Source organism: Paenibacillus sp. FSL K6-1230 (assembly GCF_038002385.1).
In the GTDB taxonomy this organism is placed as follows: Bacteria; Bacillota; Bacilli; order Paenibacillales; family Paenibacillaceae; genus Paenibacillus; species Paenibacillus massiliensis.
The window spans coordinates 5602083-5624084 of sequence record NZ_JBBOCK010000001.1 but is presented as its reverse complement, the minus strand read 5'-3'; the positions used below and the strand labels follow the sequence as shown (position 1 = coordinate 5624084).

The 22002-nt window shown below is 41.1% G+C and carries 12 protein-coding genes; 11 read left to right on the top strand and 1 reads right to left on the bottom strand.

Translation table 11 applies throughout. The features are described 5' to 3' along the window. Positions 1-160 precede the first annotated feature (160 nt). From MKX74_RS24975 to MKX74_RS24950, 6 genes are all read left to right on the top strand, one after another. A complete protein-coding gene (locus tag MKX74_RS24975) occupies positions 161-1354 on the top strand; it encodes a S1C family serine protease (protein WP_018887652.1) in 1194 nt (397 codons plus the stop codon). 202 nt (positions 1355-1556) lie between these two features. Then, positions 1557-3464: a stalk domain-containing protein gene (locus tag MKX74_RS24970; RefSeq protein ID WP_341180114.1), complete on the top strand. Its 1908-nt coding sequence runs from the start codon at positions 1557-1559 to the stop codon at positions 3462-3464. 817 nt (positions 3465-4281) lie between these two features. Next, positions 4282-6795, top strand: a complete 2514-nt coding sequence (locus tag MKX74_RS24965) for a U32 family peptidase (protein ID WP_341180113.1) — start codon at positions 4282-4284, stop codon at positions 6793-6795. Between the two features lie 213 nt (positions 6796-7008). After that, positions 7009-7878 carry a UTP--glucose-1-phosphate uridylyltransferase GalU gene (galU, locus tag MKX74_RS24960; RefSeq protein ID WP_341180112.1) on the top strand — a complete coding sequence of 290 codons (870 nt, stop codon included), beginning with the start codon at positions 7009-7011 and terminating at the stop codon, positions 7876-7878. 141 nt (positions 7879-8019) lie between these two features. Beyond that, positions 8020-9129, top strand: coding sequence for an acyltransferase family protein (locus MKX74_RS24955; protein ID WP_341180111.1), 1110 nt, complete (start codon positions 8020-8022; stop codon positions 9127-9129). A gap of 1 nt (position 9130) precedes the next feature. Then, complete coding sequence (locus MKX74_RS24950) at positions 9131-10165, top strand: acyltransferase family protein (RefSeq protein WP_341180110.1); 1035 nt, start codon at positions 9131-9133, stop codon at positions 10163-10165. A gap of 314 nt (positions 10166-10479) precedes the next feature. On the opposite strand, the gene MKX74_RS24945 is transcribed toward MKX74_RS24950, so the two are convergent. Further along, positions 10480-12933 carry an O-antigen ligase family protein gene (locus MKX74_RS24945; protein WP_341180109.1) on the bottom strand — a complete coding sequence of 818 codons (2454 nt, stop codon included), beginning with the start codon at positions 12931-12933 and terminating at the stop codon, positions 10480-10482. A gap of 119 nt (positions 12934-13052) precedes the next feature. Here MKX74_RS24945 and rfbA point away from each other — a divergent pair, with 119 nt between their 5' ends. Genes rfbA through MKX74_RS24920 form a run of 5 tightly spaced genes read left to right on the top strand, consistent with a single transcriptional unit; the run spans position 13053 to position 21979 of the window. Further along, positions 13053-13922: a glucose-1-phosphate thymidylyltransferase RfbA gene (rfbA, locus tag MKX74_RS24940; RefSeq protein ID WP_028591721.1), complete on the top strand. Its 870-nt coding sequence runs from the start codon at positions 13053-13055 to the stop codon at positions 13920-13922. Between the two features lie 36 nt (positions 13923-13958). Then, a complete protein-coding gene (locus MKX74_RS24935) occupies positions 13959-15335 on the top strand; it encodes an ABC transporter permease (RefSeq protein WP_226383650.1) in 1377 nt (458 codons plus the stop codon). A 12-nt stretch (positions 15336-15347) separates the two neighbouring features. Next, positions 15348-16562, top strand: coding sequence for an ABC transporter ATP-binding protein (locus tag MKX74_RS24930; RefSeq protein WP_028591723.1), 1215 nt, complete (start codon positions 15348-15350; stop codon positions 16560-16562). A 6-nt stretch (positions 16563-16568) separates the two neighbouring features. Further along, on the top strand, positions 16569-18158 hold the full coding sequence (locus tag MKX74_RS24925) for a methyltransferase domain-containing protein (protein WP_341180108.1): 1590 nt from the start codon (positions 16569-16571) through the stop codon (positions 18156-18158). Further along, entirely contained in the window at positions 18158-21979 is a 3822-nt protein-coding gene (locus MKX74_RS24920) for a glycosyltransferase (protein ID WP_341180107.1), read from the top strand. The genes MKX74_RS24925 and MKX74_RS24920 overlap by 1 nt, the downstream gene beginning before the upstream one ends. Positions 21980-22002 lie beyond the last annotated feature (23 nt).

The window sequence follows — 22002 nt, the reverse complement described above, 5'->3', positions numbered from 1 at the left end:
TTCTATAGAAGAAGCTAAGAGATGATATGGGATTCGCTCTGAGCAGGCATTGTCCGCAGGTGTTCGGAAGTCTCCAGACTGACGGATTGACGTGAAATGCTGAACAGAGATGTATGTGCTCGTAAGACATCGCAGTAGGGGAAGAGGGGTACATAAATATATGAAAATTGTGAGCAACAAGTGGGCTGTTGCCTCTTTGGCAGTTGTACTAGGGGCAAGCCTTGGTGTGCCTGCGAGCGTACAGGCCGCAGATGTATCACTGCAAGCGAAGAAGCTTGAAGGTGGTATCTACGTGAACGTGAATGAGCTGAACAAGGCACTGGGAACGACAGGCTCCTATAACAGCTCTAGTGGTACATATTCGTTATCCTCGGGGTTAATTCCATCCGTCGTCAAGAAGGTATCTCCCTCAGTCGTCGGTATCATAGGACGCTCCAATACCAGCAGCTATGGGATGAGCGGGGATCGCTACAATCTGGCGCATGGCACCGGCGTTATTGTCAAATCCAACGGCTGGATTGTCACGAATGCACATGTGATTACCGGGCTGGATGATGCAGTGGTCGTTACCTCCGATGGTAAAACCTACGGCATTACAGACAGCTATAGTGATCCGGTGAGTGACCTTGCCATTATCAAAATCAATGCTTCTTCACTCAAGCCAGCTACCTTTGCGGATTCGATTCAGAATCTGGCGGTAGGAGAGCAGGTCGTTGCAATTGGTACGCCAATCTCCTTCTCGCTCCGTAACTCTGCTACAGCAGGAGTAGTCAGTGGTTTGAACCGTGGGGTAAATGCATCCTATCGGCTCATCCAGAGTGATACTGCCATCAACCCCGGTAACAGTGGTGGGCCGCTGGTGAATATGAAGGGCGAGGTCGTAGGGATTAATACGATGAAATTTGCGGCTGTGGGCGTCGAGAATATGGGGTTTTCGATTCCAGCCGATACGGTCAAATATGTCATGAACCAATATTTCAAATATGGAGAGGTGCGTAGGGCAAGTCTCGGACTGAAGCTCGAAGAGAGCTGGTCTGCTATAGTAGGTCTTCCTACGGACGATCCGCTGACAGTAACTGAAGTGAGCTCGACCGAAGCACTTCAGGCCAAAATCCATGAAGGTGATGAACTGTACAGCATTAATGGGCAGCGTGTCACGTCCATCATTGATATTAACGAGCTGTTGAAGGCTTACCAGCCAGGACAGACCGTGAATGTGCTAATGCAGTCAGATGGAGATATTGTCCAGCGGAAGCTCAAGCTTAGTCGTGATCAGGGAGGCATGCTGGAGGCAGCCGAGGCGGCGGCAGACAGCTTCGAAGCAGGAGAGGACTTTGAAGGTCTCGAGCCATAGTCTTCTGTTGTTGTCTGATTTCAGAGAAGAGAACTGTCTAGTCGATGATTGCAGCACTATCTATGTACTATATTAACAATTGGGAGAGCCGTATTGTCAGTGAACAGTACGAAAATCTCTTTACAGGATTTATGTAGAAATCATTTGATTTTATTGTATTGCTTCAATCATTGAACTATATATAGGATGCGGGAGATCAAAGATGAACAAAACCCATGCAAAAATAGCTCGCTTACTGTCCGTAGGTGTCCTCACAGGTTCATTAATCCTGTTGGCGCTTCCAGCGGCAGCAGATCAGGAGTTGACTGAGCTCTATATTCAGGGCGGAAGTGCCAAGGCTGCAGTGAATGGCCAGGCCATGACCATTGCTGCTCCATATAGCAAGAACGGAACGATGATGGTCCCAGTCGGTGTGTTCAAGAAGGCCTTCAACACGCAGGTTCGCCTGGAATCGGCCCGGAACGTGAAGCTGATTAGTGGCTCGCGTGTCGTGTCCATGACCATTGATAGCCGCACGGCTTATATTGGAGGCAGCAAGGTAACATTATCAGCTGCACCAGAGATGAAGAACGGTTATCTTATGGTACCACTGCGGCCGGTCGCAGAAGGGCTTGGAGGCAAGCTGACAGGCAATGCAGGTGGAGTCACCGTACGCATGGCAGCACAGGAAGATGAGACGGAGATCATATCTGACACCCCGCAGATCGATCAGGATCAGGGCAAGAGCAAGATTGGCAATAGCTACTATGGGTGGTCCATGAACTATCCGACGGGCCTTGTCATTGGCCAGACAGGTAGCGATGAGAGCACCTCCACTTTCATGGATGAGAACGGGGATTATTACATGGAAGTGCATGTTACGCCACAGCCGATTCCATTGGATGGAGATGATCTGCTGCAGCAACTGGTGCAGGAAGCCAAGGATACGGGAGAAATGATTCTGGATCGTAAGTCCTTTGGCGAGGGTGAGGTCCCTTATGCCCGCGTGATTACCAAAGGTACAGATGGCTCTATGTGGGAAAATCGGATGTACTACGCTCATGACAAGCTCTATACCGTCTATCTGAGCGACTCTGCTGCGACGAACTATAAGGATCTGAACAAGCACTCAGCCTTGCTGGGCTCCTTCAAGACGTCCTTCAATACACAGGACAGAACGATTAAGGACTTGTCTACAGTAGAGGGCGGAATGAAAAGTGTGTATAACAGCGATTATGGTATTTCGCTCCAGGTCCCTGCGGGCTGGCTCATTGATAACAGTCAGTTGAACTTTGAAGGCAACGATTCTTCTTATCTGAGCATTACGGTCAGCTCTGCCCCGGCAGAAGCCAAGGAAGAGGATTGGAACGCGCAGCTGCAGCAGTGGTTGAGGGATTCCTTTACCGCCTCTGCTTATCAGGCTGTAAAGACTTATCCATTGGAGGTAGCTGGCGAAGCTGCTATTGTGCATGAGTACCGCTATAATTTCGGGGATGGCTGGGTCAAGGAATACGATGTCATGCTGCAGGTGGCCGGCTATCGTTATTTTGTAGAATATTCAGTGCCTGATGATGAATCGAACAAGGGTAAGGATGAATTCCAGAAAATCATTTCCTCCTTGCAGATTGATTACTCCGTAGTAGCGGAGAATTTCGGGCAGCTAGACGATAATCAATATCTAACGGATAAGACAACAGCTGCGAAGAAGATATCCAAGGCATACGAGTATAGCGTAGAAATACCACGTTACTGGACTGCGGTCAGCGATCGTTTTGAATCTGGCTATGTGGAGTACCAGTTCGTAGGCGGAAGATTTGCCATTCGGATCAACTCGGACGATCCGTTCGACATGCAGGTATCCCGCTTGAAAGACTTCTATGCTGACGAGGCGAAGGGCTATTCGAATCTGAAGGTGGAGCAAGTGAAGGATATCCAATTTGCAGGTGTACCTGCGGTATCCTTTACCTTCCATCGTACAGATAACGGTGTAGGCTACACGGGACGTCAGATCTTGCTTGAGCACAATGGCTCGACTTACACGATTAGCACTGTCCTGAATGACGCGAACAACACGGCCGCCCAAGCAGTGGCGCTGGATTCAGCCTTGAATTCTTTTACACTAGTAAAATAGGTGGGCTGACTGGCTCAATGATGATGTAAGCATAATCAGAGCAAACGCGAGTATAGAGCTGCTGCATGTGGGGAGCCCTGTCGACTGCTGCTAAGCTTGCTGTTCGTTGGAATAAAGAATCACGAGCAGATGAACAGCAAGCTTAAAGGCAGGCACTTCGTTTCTCTAGGGCTTCTCCGCTTTCCGATAATCATCACGCTTTTCATATCATTCAACATAGAATCAAATTTGGTCGAGGCACTAGCATCTTAATTACTGCACAGTGCTTTTGCTAAGATTAGGTAAAAATTGGCAGCCTTCTTGATAGTCTCAGGAGGGCTGTTTTTCTATTATATTGATAATTCTTTGAAAGGAATCTATGGAAACAGTAGAACGAGAGGCCACAGTCTGGTACACTGGATTAGTTAAAATATTGTTGAATGTTTGTTACGGAAACATACAGGCTTACAGGGCGCTGAGCAGGGCACGATGAGGCAGGGTGAGGATCGAGTATCCAGTATCCAGGCAGTCTCGCGGGATGTCGTAGAATCAGTCGCCCTCCTTGATGTGAGGCTGAAGAAGTGAGGGGGCTTGGGAGGGATAAACTTCTCCGGTTCGCGTCATGTACCTTGCTGGTTATCGCTGACAAGAAGTCTGTGCAATAGATGATGTAGCTGGATTTGTAGTTGGATTATAGTTGTTGGCTGTACTGCTGAGGCCTGATTCGTGGATATACTTTAAAATAGAGCTATTAATCGTGATTAGGGCCAGTGGTGACGGATCGTATGAAATACGCATATAGAACAAGGCGGCTTACGAGTCGTTCAAGGAGGATATAATGGAAGTACAATCATTACGTAGAGAAGATGTGGAGCTGTTGGCTCCAGCTGGAGATTGGGACTGCATGCGAGCTGCGGTAGCCAACGGGGCGGATGCCATATTCTTTGGTGTTGAGAAATTCAATGCACGGGCACGTGCGAATAATTTTCGTATGGATGAGCTGCCGGAGATTATGGCGTTTCTGCACAGCTATGGGGTGAAGGGCTTCCTGACCTTCAACATCCTAGTCTTCGAGGATGAGCTGGCCGATGCCAAGCAACTGATCGATGCTTGCATTGATGCGGGTGTAGATGCCGTGATCGTTCAGGACCTGGGGCTGGTGAAGATGATTCGGGAGATATCCCCGGACTTTCCGATTCATGGCTCTACCCAGATGACCATTACCTCGCCGGAGGCGGTCGAGTTCACAAAGCCCTTCAATATGGAGCGCGTCGTACTCGGACGTGAAAATAATCTGAAGCAAATTCAGAAAATCGGGGAGCAAGCCAAGCTGCCTATGGAGGTTTTCGTGCATGGAGCGTTGTGCGTATCCTATTCTGGACAATGTCTCACCTCGGAGATGTGGGGCGGTCGTTCAGCGAATCGTGGGGAATGTGCACAGGCCTGTCGTCTGCCGTATGACTTGATGGTGGATGGGGAGCAGAAGCCGATGGGAGACGTCGCTTATCTGCTGTCACCGAAGGATCTGGCGGCGATTGACATCATGCCGGAGCTGATCGAGGCAGGGGTTACCTCCTTCAAGATCGAAGGTCGCTTGAAATCGCCCGAATATGTGGCGAATGTCGTCAGTAAGTATCGCAAGGCAATTGACCTCTATTTCGATGGTAATACGTCTACGCCAAGCCGGGAGGAGATTCGTGAGCTGCAGCAGAGCTTCTCGCGTGGCTTCACACATGGCTTCCTGGAGGGGACGAACAACAAGAAGCTGGTAGACGGTACCTTCCCGAAAAGCCGGGGCGTCTATCTGGGACGAGTCGAGCAGATTCTGCGGGATGGTGTGGTCTGCCGCATCGAAGCACCACTGAAGCGTGGGGATGGGATCGTATTCGACGCCGGAGACCCGACGAAAAAAGAAGAAGGCGGCAGAGTCTATGATCTGCGTCGTAAGGGCGTCAAGCTGGAGGGCGAAGCCGGTGAAGGCTGGATTATCGACATCGTTCCAGGACGAAATGATGTGGATCTACGTCGTCTGCACGTCGGTGACCGCATCTGGAAGACGAATGATCCAGCGCTGGATAAGCGGCTGCGCCAGACCTTCGAGACGGAGAAGCCTTACCGGGTATTCCCGGTTCATGTCAAAGCGGTCGGACATCCGGGCCAACCGCTTACAACATGGTGGACGGATGTGCAGAAGGGAACGACCATCCGCGTCGATTCAGAGCTGGAACTGGAGATTGCCCAGAAGCGTCCGATGACGCGCGAGCTGCTCGAAGAGCAGTTCGGTCGTCTGGGCGGCACGGTGTTCCAGCTGGAGGAGCTGGACGTCCATCTGCATGGGGACGTCATCGTGCCCATGCGCGAGCTCAATCAGATCCGCCGGAAGGCGGTAGAATTGCTCGCGGGCGAACGGCCCAAACCGCCCGTCTACATCAAACGGGCGGTGGAAGTGTACGGCGATGTGGCTACGCCAGCATCGCCAGTGTCGCGCGGTGCCGCTGAGCTGACCGCACTATGCCGCAGCCTCCCGCAGGTCGAGGCTGCACTTGCGGCCGGTGTCGGCTTCATCTACGCCGACTTCGAGTTCATCAAGCAGTTCCCGGCAGCGGTGGAGATGGTTCGCGCAGCGGGACGCAAGATCGCGCTCGCGACGCCGCGTATCCACATGCCGGGAGAGAATGGATACCATAACAATATTCTACGTTTGCAGCCCGATGCAGTGCTGGTGCGGAATACAGGTGCTTTGTACTTCTACTTGCGTCACCGTATGGAGCACCCGAATGAGTCGCATCCTGAGCTGATCGGCGATTTCTCGCTGAATATCGCGAACCATAAGGCAGTGGAGCTGTTCCTGGAGGCTGGCTGTGATCATGTGACGCCATCCTACGACTTGAACATTCAGCAGATGATTGATCTGCTCGGTCGCTCCCGCACGGACAAGCTTGAGGTAGTCATTCATCAGCATCTGCCGATGTTCCACACCGAGCATTGCGTATATTGTACCTTCCTCAGCGAAGGGACCGACTTTACAAATTGCGGTCGTCCTTGCGAGGATCATAACGTATCCTTACAGGATCGGATCGGTATGTCACACCCTGTACGTGTTGATGAAGGCTGTCGTAATACGGTGTACAACGCAATCGAGCAATCGGGCGCCGAATACCTGCCGAATTTCCAGGAGCTTGGTGTATCCCGTTATCGCGTAGAGTTCCTGGAGGAGACTCCTGAGCAGGTGCAAGAAGTGATTGAGCTGTACCAGCGTGCGCTTCGTGGCGAAATTAGCGGTACACAGGTATGGAAGACGCTAAAGGCAACGAATCAGCTTGGCGTTACCCGTGGGCAATTGGTGAAATAGATTAACGGTGACCGTAGAATAGTTTGTATTCAAGGCACTTGCTTATGAGCATTACCATAGCAAGTGCCTTTTTATAGTGGAAGTAACTTACTTTCGTCTTTTAAAACTATTTTCGGCTTAAATTCGACTTTTCCTGATATAATGATACATGAAAGTTTGTACTTTTGATTTTTAAGAGCTGGATATTAGAAGGATTACTAAAGGAGATCAAGTATGAAAATTCGTAAAGCAATTATTCCAGCAGCTGGCCTGGGAACAAGATTTCTTCCTGCTACCAAAGCCATGCCGAAAGAGATGCTGCCTATCGTAGACAAACCAACGATTCAATATATTATTGAAGAAGCAGTAGCGTCAGGAATTGAAGATATCATTATCGTCACAGGTAAGGGGAAAAGAGCAATTGAAGATCATTTTGATTCGTCTTTTGAGCTTGAGCATAATCTAGCATCGAAAGAGAAGTGGAAGCTACTTGATGAGGTGCGAAGACCCTCTGAGATGGCTGACATTCATTACATACGCCAAAAGGAGCCAAAGGGGCTCGGTCATGCGATCTGGTGTGCGCGCAAATTTATAGGAGACGAGCCATTTGCGGTATTGCTGGGTGACGATATTGTGGAGGCGGATATTCCTTGTCTACAGCAAATGATTCATATTTTTGATCGTTATCACCAACCAGTAGTGGGAGTTAAGCAAGTGCCGTGGAATGAAGTTCACCGCTATGGTATTGTCGAAGGCAGACCGATTGAGAATTCTCTTGTTCAGGCTACACGCCTTGTAGAGAAGCCAGCACGTGAAGATGCTAACTCCAACCTCGCAATTATGGGGCGCTATATTCTAACGCCGGAAATTTTTGATCTGCTCGGAGAGCAATCGGTAGGCGTAGGTGGAGAGATTCAATTGACCGATGCGTTGTTTCGTCTAGGGGAGGATAATCCTATTCTGGCATATGAGTTCGAAGGTGAGCGGCACGATGTCGGAGAGAAACTGGGATTCATCGAAACAACGATTCATTATGCGCTACAGCATGAAGAAATTAAGGATGAAGTGCTAGATTATATGAAGAAAATCATAAATAAAGAGTGAATTTAAACATTATATGTCCGATACGTGGAGAGATCTAATTATTGGACTCGCGAAATTTAGATTGCCCCAGAGGACATCTATAGGAATTTATTAACCCAGATCAAAAAAACTATCATTTGTATAGGCTAGGTGGGCAATCTAATGGTTAGAAATGTTGGGCTTGATTTCACAAGATCAATAGCTATATTAATGGTTTTGATTTGTCATGGTTTATCATTCTTCTTTTTGGATTACAATGTTATTGGATATGTTTATGTATTTGGATATTGGGGTGTAGAGTTATTTTTTGTACTAAGCGGTTTTCTCATAGGCACTATTATGCTGAAAGATATATATCATGATGCAAAGTGGAAAAAACTTTATGAGTTTTGCGCAAAAAGATGGTTTAGAACGTTGCCCGCTTATTTTTTCATGGTCATTATTTTGTATATTGTACAAAAGGACAAATTTAATATAGAAACACTATTCTTTCTACAAAATTTCAGAGCAGAGCATCTTGATTTTTTTGCTGTATCATGGAGCCTTTCGATTGAAGAATGGTTCTATGTCCTGTTCGCTATCTTTTTCTTATTATTAGCCAAAATAAGCAATTCAAAAAAGAGCTCATTTATTATAGTTATTGTATCGCTATTAATCTTATTAAGTGCAACCAGAGTATACTATGTTATAAATTACTCACCCGTGTGGGATTTTGGTGTAAGAAAACAGATACCGTTAAGATTCGATAGTATGCTTGTTGGTGTGTTTTTAGCTTCGATTAGGCTATATTATAATAAAATTTATGAATATATAGCCCGAAATCGGTTTTACTTGTTAGTCAATTCGCTCGTTTTATTTTTCTTTGGCCTGCTTTATGTATACAATGGCATAGTTAATGAAACTATTAATTCTTCATTTTATGGTAGAACTTTCTTGTTTATCATTGTTTCTATTTCTTGTGCATTATTTATTGCGTATTTTGAGAGGGGCAAAATTAATAATTTGTCACAAGGAGCCATTAGGAAACTCATAACATTTTTGAGCAAGACAAGTTACTCTGTATATTTGGTTCATTTTCCGATCTTCATGTTTATAGCAGGAAAGTACCAAACTAATCCTTCTGTTATATCTTCGATACTTTTAATGTTAATATCATTAGTTGTAACATATGCAATTGCCATTCTTATGTTCCGCTTTATAGAGACACCTTTTATGCAATTGCGCGATAAATTGTTCCCCATTCATGCTAAAGATGGAGTAGGAAGGTATTAAAATGAAAAAGAATATTGCCTATATAGACTCGCTAAAAGGAATAGGCGCCTTAATTATTGCTTTTTATCATATTATTGGACTTATTGGATTGCCAGATAGTCACACTAATCTATTTAATAAAATAATGTATACTGTATCTGTTATAGGCTATATTCCAGTAGAAATGTTCTTTTTCTTTTCAGGTTACTTAATGATATACAATTATTCCGATAAAATTAAAGATGTTGAATTTTTAGATTATACGAGAAAAAGAGTAAGTATGGTATATCCCTTGCTATTTGTCAATCTAGCCTTATGTTCTTTATATGTTGTAATTGGCGGAGGGCAAATCAATATATACGACACTTTTTATAATTTGCTATTTCTTCAGAGTGGATATATTCCAGGTAGTGGTGATTATCGAATTGATATCGCTGGCGGAGGAACGTGGTTTTTAGCACCTTTATTTCTAGCATACAGTCTCTTTTTCTATATTTGTAAATATAAAAGTGAAGAAAGAGCTTTTGGAATATATGTAGTAATAGTTATTATTGGCTTAATAGCACTTAAAAATGAATGGAATTTCCCGATTTTAAATGGTTATATGCTGAGAGGGCTATTAGGCTTTTTTGTAGGATGCATCTTTAGTGTGATCGTAAAGAAATATGGGCTTAAAATTAATATATTTGGTATGTTGGCTGCAATAATAATTTTCATATCATATATCATTATTATCTATCGTGGTGAGTATGCGAACACAATAGATTTTATCATAATTACTGATTTGGTTATTTTGCCTTGTACTATAATATTAATCGAGAAAATATCTTGGGTTAGAAAATTTTTATCACTCGGAATATTACAGAGAATCGGGTCTTTATCAATGCAGTTATTCTTTTTGAATCTTCCAGTAGGCTACTTCTTTAAAATGTTGTTAGGCGATAGCATTACAATCAGTAGATACTATCAATATGGACTTTACTTTATTGTTTTGATTTTAACTTCTTTACTATTTGATTATTCAATAAAAAGTTACAGGAAATATAGAAGCATTTAAATGAAATCAAAAGAACTAATCAAAGAAATTCTCAACTTCATTACCAAGCTCATGACAATGTAATTAAAGCGAAGAACGCTTCTCTTAAGATTTAAGAGAAGCGTTTTCCTGTTCCAGGTACATTATCGTCGTGTAAGTCACAGATTTCTTTTAGTTCGGAATAGCGGTGGAATTAGAGCATTTTGTGGCGCTATTTACAAAATGTCATTTGAAGTTAGGATGATTCATTTTAGGGGGCAGGTATATATAAAAACTGGAGCGGCCCCAAAAGACCGCCCCAGTCAGATCCAATGCTTCTAGCCTTGCTTAAAGTATTATTGCATATTATTTAGTTGTTCGAGTAATTGCTTCTCTTCCGGATCAGCTTGGATTAGACGATCCTGCCAGACTTGGTCAGCTTGGCCTAGCTTCTGCGTCGCAGCAACATAGTACCGCGCAATCTCTTTGTTGGTAGCGTTGCTAAGATCCTCATTCAAGAAGCCTTGGAGAAGAGTTGTAGCCTCGGCTACTTGGCCAGAGATGAACTGAATTTTTCCGATATTCAATGCTATATCTGGCGTAACTCCGAATGCTCGACCGGGGATTTGACCTTCTGGAAGAGCCTCAATGTGCTTGACTCCCTCCAGTATTCGATTATAAGCATTCATTCCTGTCGTAAAGTATTTCTCTTCGGCCACACTATCCTGCTGTTCTCTAGCCTGATTACCCAAATAGTAAGCGTGAGCAATAAGATTTTTGTACCAATTAATATCCCAGTTATAGTGTGGAATGGTACTCTCCAAGATCTCGAACACTTTGGCATTATCGTTTTTCAATTGATAATGATTCATAAGATTCGTGATAAGTGACTTGTTGTATGGTTCCTGCTTCAGGGCGCGATCGAGCAACTCTTGATCTGCAGTATAGAATTGGTCGTCTTGTGTCTGTTGATAGAAAGACTGATACACCGAAGACAGCATGATAACCGATTCTGGATGAGTTGGCCTTACAGACAAAGCATCCTGTATCGAACTCTGAATTTGTTCCGCTGAGCCACCTGTATTATATAGACTTCTGGCTTCATTAATCGCCCCGTTGGATTGTAGGTAACGCAGTCCTGTAAAGAGCACGATGACCGTCAGAATTCCCATAGTGATCGAATATACTGGCTTGAATGCAGACCCCATCAACAGGCGCTTGAGAGGCTTAGAGTCCATGGCTGCGGCCATCCCTCCCAATCCCATGAACACCAGCATACCCATGAATACATAGCTTAGGTTAAAGTCCAGGAAGCTGTGCACCAGAATGGATAAAGTGATGATAACATACAGGAAATGCCCTTCACGCTCTTCGTTCGTTTGCTTCATATAACCACGAATATATTTATAGAACACATACAGCACGAAACCCATAAAGATTACAAATCCTAAGATACCAACTTCTACAAGATACTGAATGAAGAAATTGTGAGCCTGTGCACTGGTATATGGATAATCCTGATAGGTCTGATACAGAGATGACCAGGCACCGCCACCGGCCCCAATCACAGGATAATCTGCCAGCAGCTTGAGTGCATCCTTGTAGAAGGTGAAACGCTCCAATACACTGTGCGTCTGAAAGTTAATGCCTTCAATCCGTATCTGCACGTTCTCAGGCAGAACGTTACGCAGACTTGTCCCAATCAGTAGATAAGCAACGATTGCTACAACCACTACTGAGCCAAGAGGTAGCCACAAATTCGCAAATCTACGTGTGTTCCAACCACTATCTTCAGTGGTCAACTTTGGAGCCAGCTTTTGCTGAATGAACCATAGTACTGCTGCTGTGACAGCGGAGGCTGCAATAAGGATCAACCAAGCCTTGGCAGCTAAGCCTCCACTATAGGTCTCATTTAACTGCAGTCCCATGTTCGTAATCGGGACTAGAACAATAACAGACGCGATCCCGGCAACCGCACAGTGGATGATCCATAAGAGCTGCTGCCCAGGCTTGAAGAATAATAGAAGGATAACAAAAACAACTGGTAGCAACACTAATCCCCCACGTGACAACGTCAGGAACAGTGAAACAAGAATAGGTACTAGCATAAATGCGTGCGTCATCCGCCCATACCAAGTCTTGGATTTCATCAAGCAGAATACTGCAGCGAACAAGAATGCCATCAGGAAGGCGGCATATGTATTGGCATATTGGAACACTGATGTAAGACGAAGACCGTTCGAATCGGTCATAACAGCATTGATATAACGATCGTTATGCACCATGCTGGAGAACCAGCCAACGAGCTTGCCGGCGAACACCCACTGCCCGAACCAGTTGATGAAGCCAAAGCCCACAATGATGTAAGCCAGTGACATTATCATGGTGTGCATGATTTTATTTCCCAATCGGTCTTGCATTAGGTACAATGAAAGGATGAATATGGAAGCATAGACACATTGCGCGAGTACCATATTCATAGCCAAGTAGTGCGAGGCAGCTGTGATTAACGAAATAATATATGACAACGGCAACAGAAGTACTATAATCGCCAGCCAGTCTCTTTGCTCTTCCAGCTTGAATTTCTTATAATAGGTTACAATGCCTGGGATGAACAAAAGTGAGGAGATGACTACAGCCCAATATAGCGGTCTTTCGAAATTCAGCTGTTGTCCGTTGAACAGCGCGGCCTGAAATGGTGCCCAGGTCCATAAGAGTATAATGCCAACAATTAACACCCAAAACATAGACGACCTTTTATCGTCATGGGTCGACGTTCGGGTCTGTTTCCCGTATACTGGATTCGACAAGGTTTACAATCTCCTTTTCTTGTAGATACGTCAATATTTTAGCACATATTTCACTAGTAAAACACTGATCTTTGATTTGATCTATTAGGTACATTATATAAATTTAGGAGGAACAAAGAATGAAAGGAATTATACTTGCTGGGGGATCAGGAACAAGGTTGTATCCATTAACAAGGGCTGTATCTAAACAATTGCTCCCAATCTACGACAAACCAATGATTTATTATCCACTCTCTGTACTGATGTTAGCAGGCATTAAAGAGATATTAATAATTTCTACTCCCAGGGATCTCCCATTATTTCAGGAGCTATTAGGGAATGGTGCATCACTAGGCATCACTATTGAATACAGTGTGCAAGAACAACCGAATGGACTTGCAGAAGCATTTGTAATCGGTGAGGAGTTTATTAATGGAGATCCTGTGGCATTGGTTCTTGGAGATAATATATTTTATGGTTTGAATTTCAGCAAAACTCTTCAAAAAGCTGCTCAGCTCACAGAAGGCGCTGTTATTTTTGGATGCAATGTAAAAGATCCTAGAGCATATGGAGTAGTAGAATTCGATGCAGCCGGTAATGTGCTTTCTATAGAGGAGAAGCCAGACAAGCCAAAGTCCAACTATGCAGTACCTGGCTTGTATTTTTTTGATAGTGAAGTAGTATCCATCGCCAAGCAAGTGTCTCCATCAGCACGTGGGGAGCTTGAAATCACTTCAGTCATTGATGAGTACCTCAAGAAGTCGAAGTTAAAAGTAGAACTTCTAGGGAGAGGAATGGCTTGGTTAGATACAGGCACTCACGAGTCTTTATTAGAGGCGTCTAATTTTGTGGAGGCTATTCAAAAGCGCCAAGGGCTATACATAGCTTGCATAGAAGAAATTGCTTATCGCATGGGGTATATTAATAGCTCTCAATTGTCTTCTTTGGCAGAGCCGCTTTTAAAGACCGAGTATGGTCGCTATCTATTGGATATCGTGGCTAATGGATAAATATATAGTTCAATTCTCATTAAAGGGGTAATTTTTTTGCATTTGCATAAGAAATTAAAGTGGCTTTTAGTATTTTTCTTAATAGTTACTGCATGTTCATTTTTATTGAATATAGTTGTACAAACTCCTAGTACGATGCATCTGAAGGCAAATATCACAAACGAATTCACGGATGATTTTCAACTTTACCTATTAGACTCAGCTGATGACGAACTCTCTGAAGAAAATTCTGTGAAAGCAAACTATGCTACACCTAATGTCACTCAAGAACTGAAATTTAAAATGGATACTAATGTATTTAAAGTTAGATTTGATTTAGGGGCGCAACCATCTAAGCCAACTTTGTCTGACATAAAACTGACTTCTATATATCAAGATTACGACTTGCCACTAAGTAATATAACTATGAAGAATAGTAACCAAGTCTCAGATATTAAATTTAACGAAACTAGTGTCTCGTTTCAAACAGATGGTACAGATCCGTATGTTTATGTCTCCATTCCTAATAGCATTAAGAATGATGTCCTTAGAGATAATGCATATATTAAATACTTTTTGGTAATTGGCATCTCTTTGATTGTGTCCATAGTTATGTGTTTATTATTGAAGATTAGGAAGGATATCATTCATCTAATAAGGGAAATGGTAGAACACCGTGAGCTCATTTATCGTTTATCGTTAAATGATTTTAAGACAAGATACGCTGGTTCTTATCTAGGTGTTGTTTGGGCGTTTGTTCAGCCTGTTATAACTGTCCTTATCTATTGGTTTGTATTTGAAGTAGGTTTTCGATCAGGACCAGTGCAAGAGGTTCCCTTTATACTCTGGTTGGTAGCCGGAATAGTACCGTGGTTCTTCTTTGCAGAATCTTTGGGAAATTCAACGAATTCACTTATAGAGTACAATTACTTGGTTAAAAAGGTTGTCTTCCAAATTCGTGTTCTTCCTTTTATGAAGATTATATCGAGTAGTTATGTTCATATTTTCTTTATTCTAATTACGTTACTTATTTATGGAGTATATGGTCTGTACCCTGATATTTACTATATTCAGCTGATTTATTATTCTATTGCTGCTTTTGTTATGGTGTATAGTATTTCATTAATTACGAGTTCATTGATTGTGTTCTTTAAAGATTTAGGTCAGATTGTTAGCTTGGTGCTACAGTTTGGAATGTGGCTTACACCTATCTTATGGAATTCAACCATGCTTCCTAGCCAGTTCAGATGGATACTGAAGATTAACCCAGCTTATTATGTCGTTGAGGGTTATAGAGACTCTTTGATTTATAAGGTATGGTTCTGGGAGAGATATAATCAATCTATCTATTTTTGGTTGCTGACTGCTGTATTCTTTGTTCTGGGTATAGTGATCATGAAAAAACTTAAACCTCACTTTGCTGATGTGTTGTAGGATGGTGTGAACATGGAGAGTTCAATTATTTCAATTCAGAGTATTTCAAAGATATATAAATTATATGATTCGCCTATCCATCGTTTGAAAGAATCTCTTAGTATCAAAAAAAGAAAATATCACAAAGAATTTTTTGCGCTAAATAATATATCCATGTCTGTAAGCAAAGGCGAGATAGTTGGCCTTATTGGGAAAAATGGAGCTGGGAAATCCACACTTCTTAAGATTATTACAGGTGTGGTGTCTCCTAGCTCAGGAGATGTAGTTGTTGAAGGTAAAATTTCTGCATTGCTAGAGTTGGGTGCAGGCTTCAATCCAGAGTATACGGGAATAGAAAATGTATTTCTCAACGGTATGATGATGGGTTTTTCGAGAGAAGAAATGGAAGCGAAGCTACCATCTATTTTAGACTTTGCTGATATAGGCGATTTTGTTCATCAACCTGTAAAATCATATTCAAGTGGGATGTTTGCAAGACTAGCATTCTCTGTTGCAATAAATGTCGATCCAGAGATTCTAATAGTAGATGAAGCTTTGGCTGTTGGTGATTTGAAATTCCAATTGAAGTGTATGGAGAAATTTAATGAGTTCAGAGATAATGGGAAGACTATTCTATTCGTCTCTCATGATATTAATAGTATAAAAAGATATTGTACAAGAGCAATATGGATTAACCAAGGCAAAATCGAGGCCCAAGGTGACACAGAGACTGTATGTGATCGTTATACTGACTTTCTAAAGTATGGTGAAGACAAAACGAAAAAACCGATTTTTGGTAAAGTGCCATCAGAGACAAGGGTATTGAACAAAGAAATTGTCGGTTTTGTTGAAGATGTATCTATTATTAATCAGACTAATGAACATGGTAATGAGATACAAAGTGGTGAGGATTTTAAGATTAAGATTGATTTTGTGATGAATCAAGAAGATATAGATATTGTAGTAGGAGTAGCTGTTCATACAATTGATAATATTTATGTGTGTGGATTGAACACTCTATTAGATAAAGTGAAAATCGACTATAAGAAAGGCCAGAACACTATATATTTAAATTATTCTGATTTTAATCTTCTAGGTGGCAGCTACTATTTTGATGTTGCTTTGTTTGAAAAAAATGCTCATGTTCCCATTGATTATAAAGCACAAGTTTGTGACTTCTTTGTAAAAGCCCCATATGTTGCTGAAGGTCTTTGTGTCTTACCCCATTCTTGGAGTATGAAAGGATGAGCTTAAATGAAGTACGATTTCGAATTAGACTTGAACTCTAATAATTCTTTGGCGCTGATAGCTAAAGAAATTGAGGCTCATGCAACAGTGCTGGAATTTGGTCCAGCTGCAGGAAGATTAACTCGTTACATGAAAGAGAAATTACAGTGCGATGTTTATATCGTGGAAATAGATCAAGAGGCAGCCATTAAAGCTTTACAATATGCAAAAGAGGGAATAGTAGGAGATATTGAAAGTTTAGAGTGGCTGGAGAAATTTAGGGATATAAAGTTTGACTATATCATTTTTGCAGACGTATTAGAGCATCTGTATAACCCGCAACGTGTCCTGGAGTCTGCTGCTTCCTTATTAAAGGAAAATGGCTCGGTATGTATTTCTATTCCGAACATTGCACATAACAGTGTAATCATTGAAATGTTGCATAACAAATTTCAGTATAGACCAATAGGCATTTTGGATGATACACACATTCGATTTTTCACCTATCCTACGTTGATAAATATGATAGAATCCAGTGGATATGTCACAGTTAAGGAAAGTGCCGTAATAAAAAGGGTTGGTGAGACGGAGATCGGCAATTTTTTTGACGGACTCCCCAATTCTGTTTCAGCTTTTCTAAAGACACGTGACTTCGGAGATGTATACCAATATGTGCTGAAGATAAGAAAGAATGACCCGTTGTCTGAAGAGGGTGTACTTAGAAATATTCCTTTAACTAGCAATTACTATTTTTCGCAGTTGTATGTGGATACAGGACAGGGTTTTAGCGAAAGTCAAACGATTATTAATAACAAAACTTACTCTGGCCAGATCACTTTCGAGCTAGATAATTTTGAAGAAGTGAGCCGCCTTAGATTTGACCCATTGAATGTCAGTTGTTCTCTAAAAATTGAGAACATAGAGTTGATTGCGAAGGATGGAACAACTCATACACTTGATTCTTATGAGACGAATGCAGAATACGTACAAGATAATTTTTGTGTCTTTTTCAATTCTGATCCACAAATCCTAATGGATCTACATGGCTTTTTTGATTTGCAAAAAGTTGTAATTACGTTATCTATAATTGATCAAGAATTTGATAAATACAAGTTTATAGACGTTCTGGTAGAAAATATTGAGGAAACTAAGAGAGAACAATCTATACTTTTAGAGCAGTTAGATGAACGAAGTGATACCGTCCGTTTTTCTAACGAAAAATTAAATAAGTTGAAAGAAATATTAGACAATCTGTTGCAAGAAAAAGAGAGCCTGGAAAAAGAGAACGATGAATACGAATCAGATATATACGAAGTAAGGAAAGAGAAAGAAGAATTGACTGTATTAGTAGAAAAGTTAACACAAGATCTAGAAGCTAAAGTACATGAATTTACAAAAAGTATAAATGAACAAACGCAACAATTAGATGAACGTACTCAACAATTAGATGAACGTACGAGAAGCTTCTTAGAACAGGAAGAGAAAATGAAAGAAATGAGTGCGACTATTGGAAATCTAGAAGCAAAAGTTAGTGAACAATCAGATGAATTAAATAGAATTTATGCATCAAAAAGATGGAAATTAATATCTAAATTCAAGAAAATGGGTGTGGATTAATGTCAGTAGGTCATTTGTTGGATACAATTAATGCCGTATTAGATAGAAACACAAAAAAAAATAACATGCTTAGGACCTCTGACGTTTTCAAGACTAATAACGTTAGCAATTTAGGGACTAATGAAAATAACCAATTTTACGTGCTTGAATCGGATCAAGAGGCACAAATAACATTCTCAGTAAGCGGAGAAATTCAATTTGTGAAATTTATTTATTGCATCTTTAATTCTAACGACCAAGGTAAAGTAAGTCTTGTTTGTCACGGAGAACATGGGGAACTACAGAAATTTGATGTAGGGGATTTTAATGGCACAAGTATCCCTTTTTATTTTAAGACGCATTTCAATATATCGAGAATTGATGTCCATCTTAGTTCTTCTGAATCCTTTGAGATCAGCCAGCTTGAGCTAATAGGAATCTCCAAAAGTGAATATGTGTATAATAAACTCAAAATGTATGGGGTAAAACTTAATAAGACGATTAGGCTTCAGCCTCATTTGCGCAAGAGATTCTTTCAGGAGATTAAGGCATCAGGATTCAAATTAGCAATAGCTAAAGTTAAACAAAAGCTATACAGTACTGACCCTCAGACGAATATTATAGAGTTTCATAATCAGGTTACAATTGAAAGCAAGAGTGCTGTAAATAATGAGAAGGCAATTTTATTCATAGTGCATGATGCCCAAAATGCAGGAGCTTCGATCTTGTCATTAAATATGATTAAGATTCTTAAGAGTGTGTATGGTAAAAGGATTATTGCCATTCTACTTAAAGGAGGGCCCCTGGAAAAAGATTTCGCAGAAGTTGCTGAGGTAATCAGTCTACATCAACATTCATTATCTTTTCTTGAAAATGAAAAGGAAGTAAATGATATAGTTCGCTCTTTATCAATGAGTGGTGTAAAGTACTGCATAGCTAATTCAGTAGTTTCAAGTATTCTAGTTAAAACTCTTAAAAACAATGGCATTGAAACGATTTCCTTAATTCACGAATTACCCACTTCAATCCATACGTATAACTTTACAGAGGCCGCCAAGCTTGCAGCTCGCTATGCAACTAAAGTCGTTTTTCCTAACCAGTTTGTTAAGGATAACTTTGTCGAGTATTTCCCTCTTGATGAGGAACGATCTCTGATTATGCCTCAAGGTATATATAAAAAAAGATCAAAGAATTTAGATAAAGAGCTTGCGAAAGCTCAGTTGCATAAAAGGTTAGGGATACCCAATGATGCAACTGTTTTATTGGGTTGCGGATATGGTGACCTTAGAAAAGGTCTTGATTTATTTTTCAAACTAGCTCAGGAGTTGGTTCATAAGAAGCAGCTTCGTCATATGCATTTCGTGTGGATGGGTGAGACTGAAGGAATTCTTGAAAAATGGTTGATGCATGATGCGAATACTTTAGGACTCACCAATAATATTCATATGATTGGGTTCCAGTCTGACCCGCTACCTATTTTTGAAGGAGCCGATCTTTTTGTTTTAACTTCTCGAGAAGATCCTTTTCCCTCTATTGCACTAGAAGCCATTGATAATGGGACTCCGGTTGTTGCCTTTAAAGATGGTGGAGGAATGCCTGAGCTTGTAACTGAGCTTGGTATTAGCCCAATACCTTATCTGGATGTCAGTTCAATGGCTATGGAAGTAGAGAGAATTCTGGGGAATGAAGACATTTACAGTTCAATTGTTAATAGAGGACACAAAGCAATAGAGGAGAAGTTTAATTTTACGACATATGTTGGCGACATTTTGAAGAGTATTGAGCCGTCGACAACTGAAAAACTTGATTATAAGGTTTCAGTAATTATTCCAAATTATAACTACGAATCTTTTATTGAACAAAGACTTCTATCAATTATTAACCAAACTGTAACACCATATGAAATTATCTTCTTGGACGATGTGTCGAGGGACAACAGTGTTAATTTGGCAAGAAAAATTTTGAATGAGCACAATATTAAACACAAGGTTATTGTCAATCAACAGAATGTAGGTTGCTTTGGGCAATGGATTAACGGAATTAAAGAAGCTGAAGGAGATATTATCTGGATAGCTGAAGCCGATGATTTGTGTGAGTCCGTTATGCTTGAAAGATTGCTTCCAGCATTTAAAGATCAGGAAGTTAATCTTTCCTATGCACAGTCTCAAATCATCGATGAACATTCAAATAAAGTAGACTATCATTATACTCAATATACCGATGACTTATCTGTTGATAAGTGGTTACAATCGTATTGTATTAGTGGAAAAGATGAAGTTGTTCAAGGTTTAGGTATCAAAAACACTATTCCTAATGCTAGCGCAGTTCTTATGAGAGCATCTGCACTAGCAGGCATTGACAAAGAGTTGAAGAACTACAAGATCGGTGGGGATTGGTTCGGCTATTTGTTTGTTCTGAAGCAGGGTAAAATTTCATTTACACCTGAAATCTTAAATTACCACCGTAGACACTCTCAAAGCATCATTAGCAGAAATGAACAAAAGGTTGACCTTTATAGAGAGCTGCTAGACATTAAGCAATATATTATTGACACTTATGAATTACCTGTGAGTATGCTGGACAGATTCCTGGAACAAGTTCCTAAAGATTATGAAAGGCTAGGATGTGCAGGTTATAGTAGTAGAAATATCTTTGATAACCCGGAATTAGCAGAGAAAATGAAACTGGTTAAAGAAAATGCAGTGCTAAAATTTTCCGGCACGAACTATTTAAGCGAAACGAAGAATTTACTTTTTGTTACGCCTGATTTTGAAGTTGGTGGGGGACAAATGCTGGTTATAAGACTTGCGAATTTCTTCTCAACTTTCCAAAATGTGTACATTTACAATGCTAGACCTTGGCTGGAGGAAGAATCTGTGCTTAAAATGATTTCTCCTTCTGTGAAGGTGTTGCCTAGCACGGGTAACCCAGAAGAATTAAAATCTTATATTGAAAATCTTAATATTGACACAATTAATTCTCATATTTGGTGGTCTGATAAGATCGTCTTTAATGCAATAAAAGAAAGCAAAGATATAAATTGGGTATTATCTATGCATGGATGTTATGAGGCTCTTCAACAAAATCCTGATTGGGACCATGATTTTTTGAATATAGTCCCGATGGTTTTAGAGAGAGCTAATCATATTATTCACGCAACAGATAAAAATCTGAAGATCTTTGAGCAGGTAAAAGTATCAGAGCCAAATAAAATAAAAAAGGTATACTATGGATATGACTTACAAAGCATTCCTGAAAAAGACAAGGCTATATTAGGTATTAAGCAGAATGATTTTGTATTTGGCTTAGTTTCTCGTGCCATTAAAGAAAAAGGCTGGGAAGAAAGTATACAGGCTATAATAAAATTAAATAAAGAAAGTAACTCGAATTCCCATCTCATCCTGGTTGGCGACAGTGAGTATTCTAAAGCTCTTAAAGAAAAATATAAGAATTATGATTATATCCATTTTATTATGGACTTGCGGGAACCTTCTGAATGGATTGGCTGGGTTAAGGTTTTTGATGTAGCGTTGTTACCAACTTATTTCATCTCGGAGAGCTTACCTAATTCAGTAATCGAGTATTTAGCTTACGATAAACCAGTAATCTCTACCAACATTGGGGAAATTCGTTACATGATTCAATCTCAAGAAGAGAATAAGTCAGCTGGAATTTTACTTGAGCTAAATCAAGGTATTGTTAATGTTGATGACATTGTTGATGCCATGAAGGTAATGACTAATGAACCGGAGAAGTTTTTGGAATATAAAGAGAATACCTCGGTATTGTTCAAACAATTTACTATGCATAATTTTGCAAGTAGATATTACGATTATTTTTGAATAGCTGTTAAAGTCACTGGTCT

Excerpts from the sequence above, each read along its gene's own strand:
- MKX74_RS24975 (WP_018887652.1), top strand. The coding sequence starts at position 161 with ATGAAAATTGTGAGCAACAAGTGGGCTGTTGCCTCTTTGGCAGTTGTA.
- MKX74_RS24970 (WP_341180114.1), top strand. The coding sequence starts at position 1,557 with ATGAACAAAACCCATGCAAAAATAGCTCGCTTACTGTCCGTAGGTGTC.
- MKX74_RS24965 (WP_341180113.1), top strand. The coding sequence starts at position 4,282 with ATGGAAGTACAATCATTACGTAGAGAAGATGTGGAGCTGTTGGCTCCA.
- galU (WP_341180112.1), top strand. The coding sequence starts at position 7,009 with ATGAAAATTCGTAAAGCAATTATTCCAGCAGCTGGCCTGGGAACAAGA.
- MKX74_RS24955 (WP_341180111.1), top strand. The coding sequence starts at position 8,020 with ATGGTTAGAAATGTTGGGCTTGATTTCACAAGATCAATAGCTATATTA.
- MKX74_RS24950 (WP_341180110.1), top strand. The coding sequence starts at position 9,131 with ATGAAAAAGAATATTGCCTATATAGACTCGCTAAAAGGAATAGGCGCC.
- rfbA (WP_028591721.1), top strand. The coding sequence starts at position 13,053 with ATGAAAGGAATTATACTTGCTGGGGGATCAGGAACAAGGTTGTATCCA.
- MKX74_RS24930 (WP_028591723.1), top strand. The coding sequence starts at position 15,348 with ATGGAGAGTTCAATTATTTCAATTCAGAGTATTTCAAAGATATATAAA.
- MKX74_RS24925 (WP_341180108.1), top strand. The coding sequence starts at position 16,569 with ATGAAGTACGATTTCGAATTAGACTTGAACTCTAATAATTCTTTGGCG.
- MKX74_RS24920 (WP_341180107.1), top strand. The coding sequence starts at position 18,158 with ATGTCAGTAGGTCATTTGTTGGATACAATTAATGCCGTATTAGATAGA.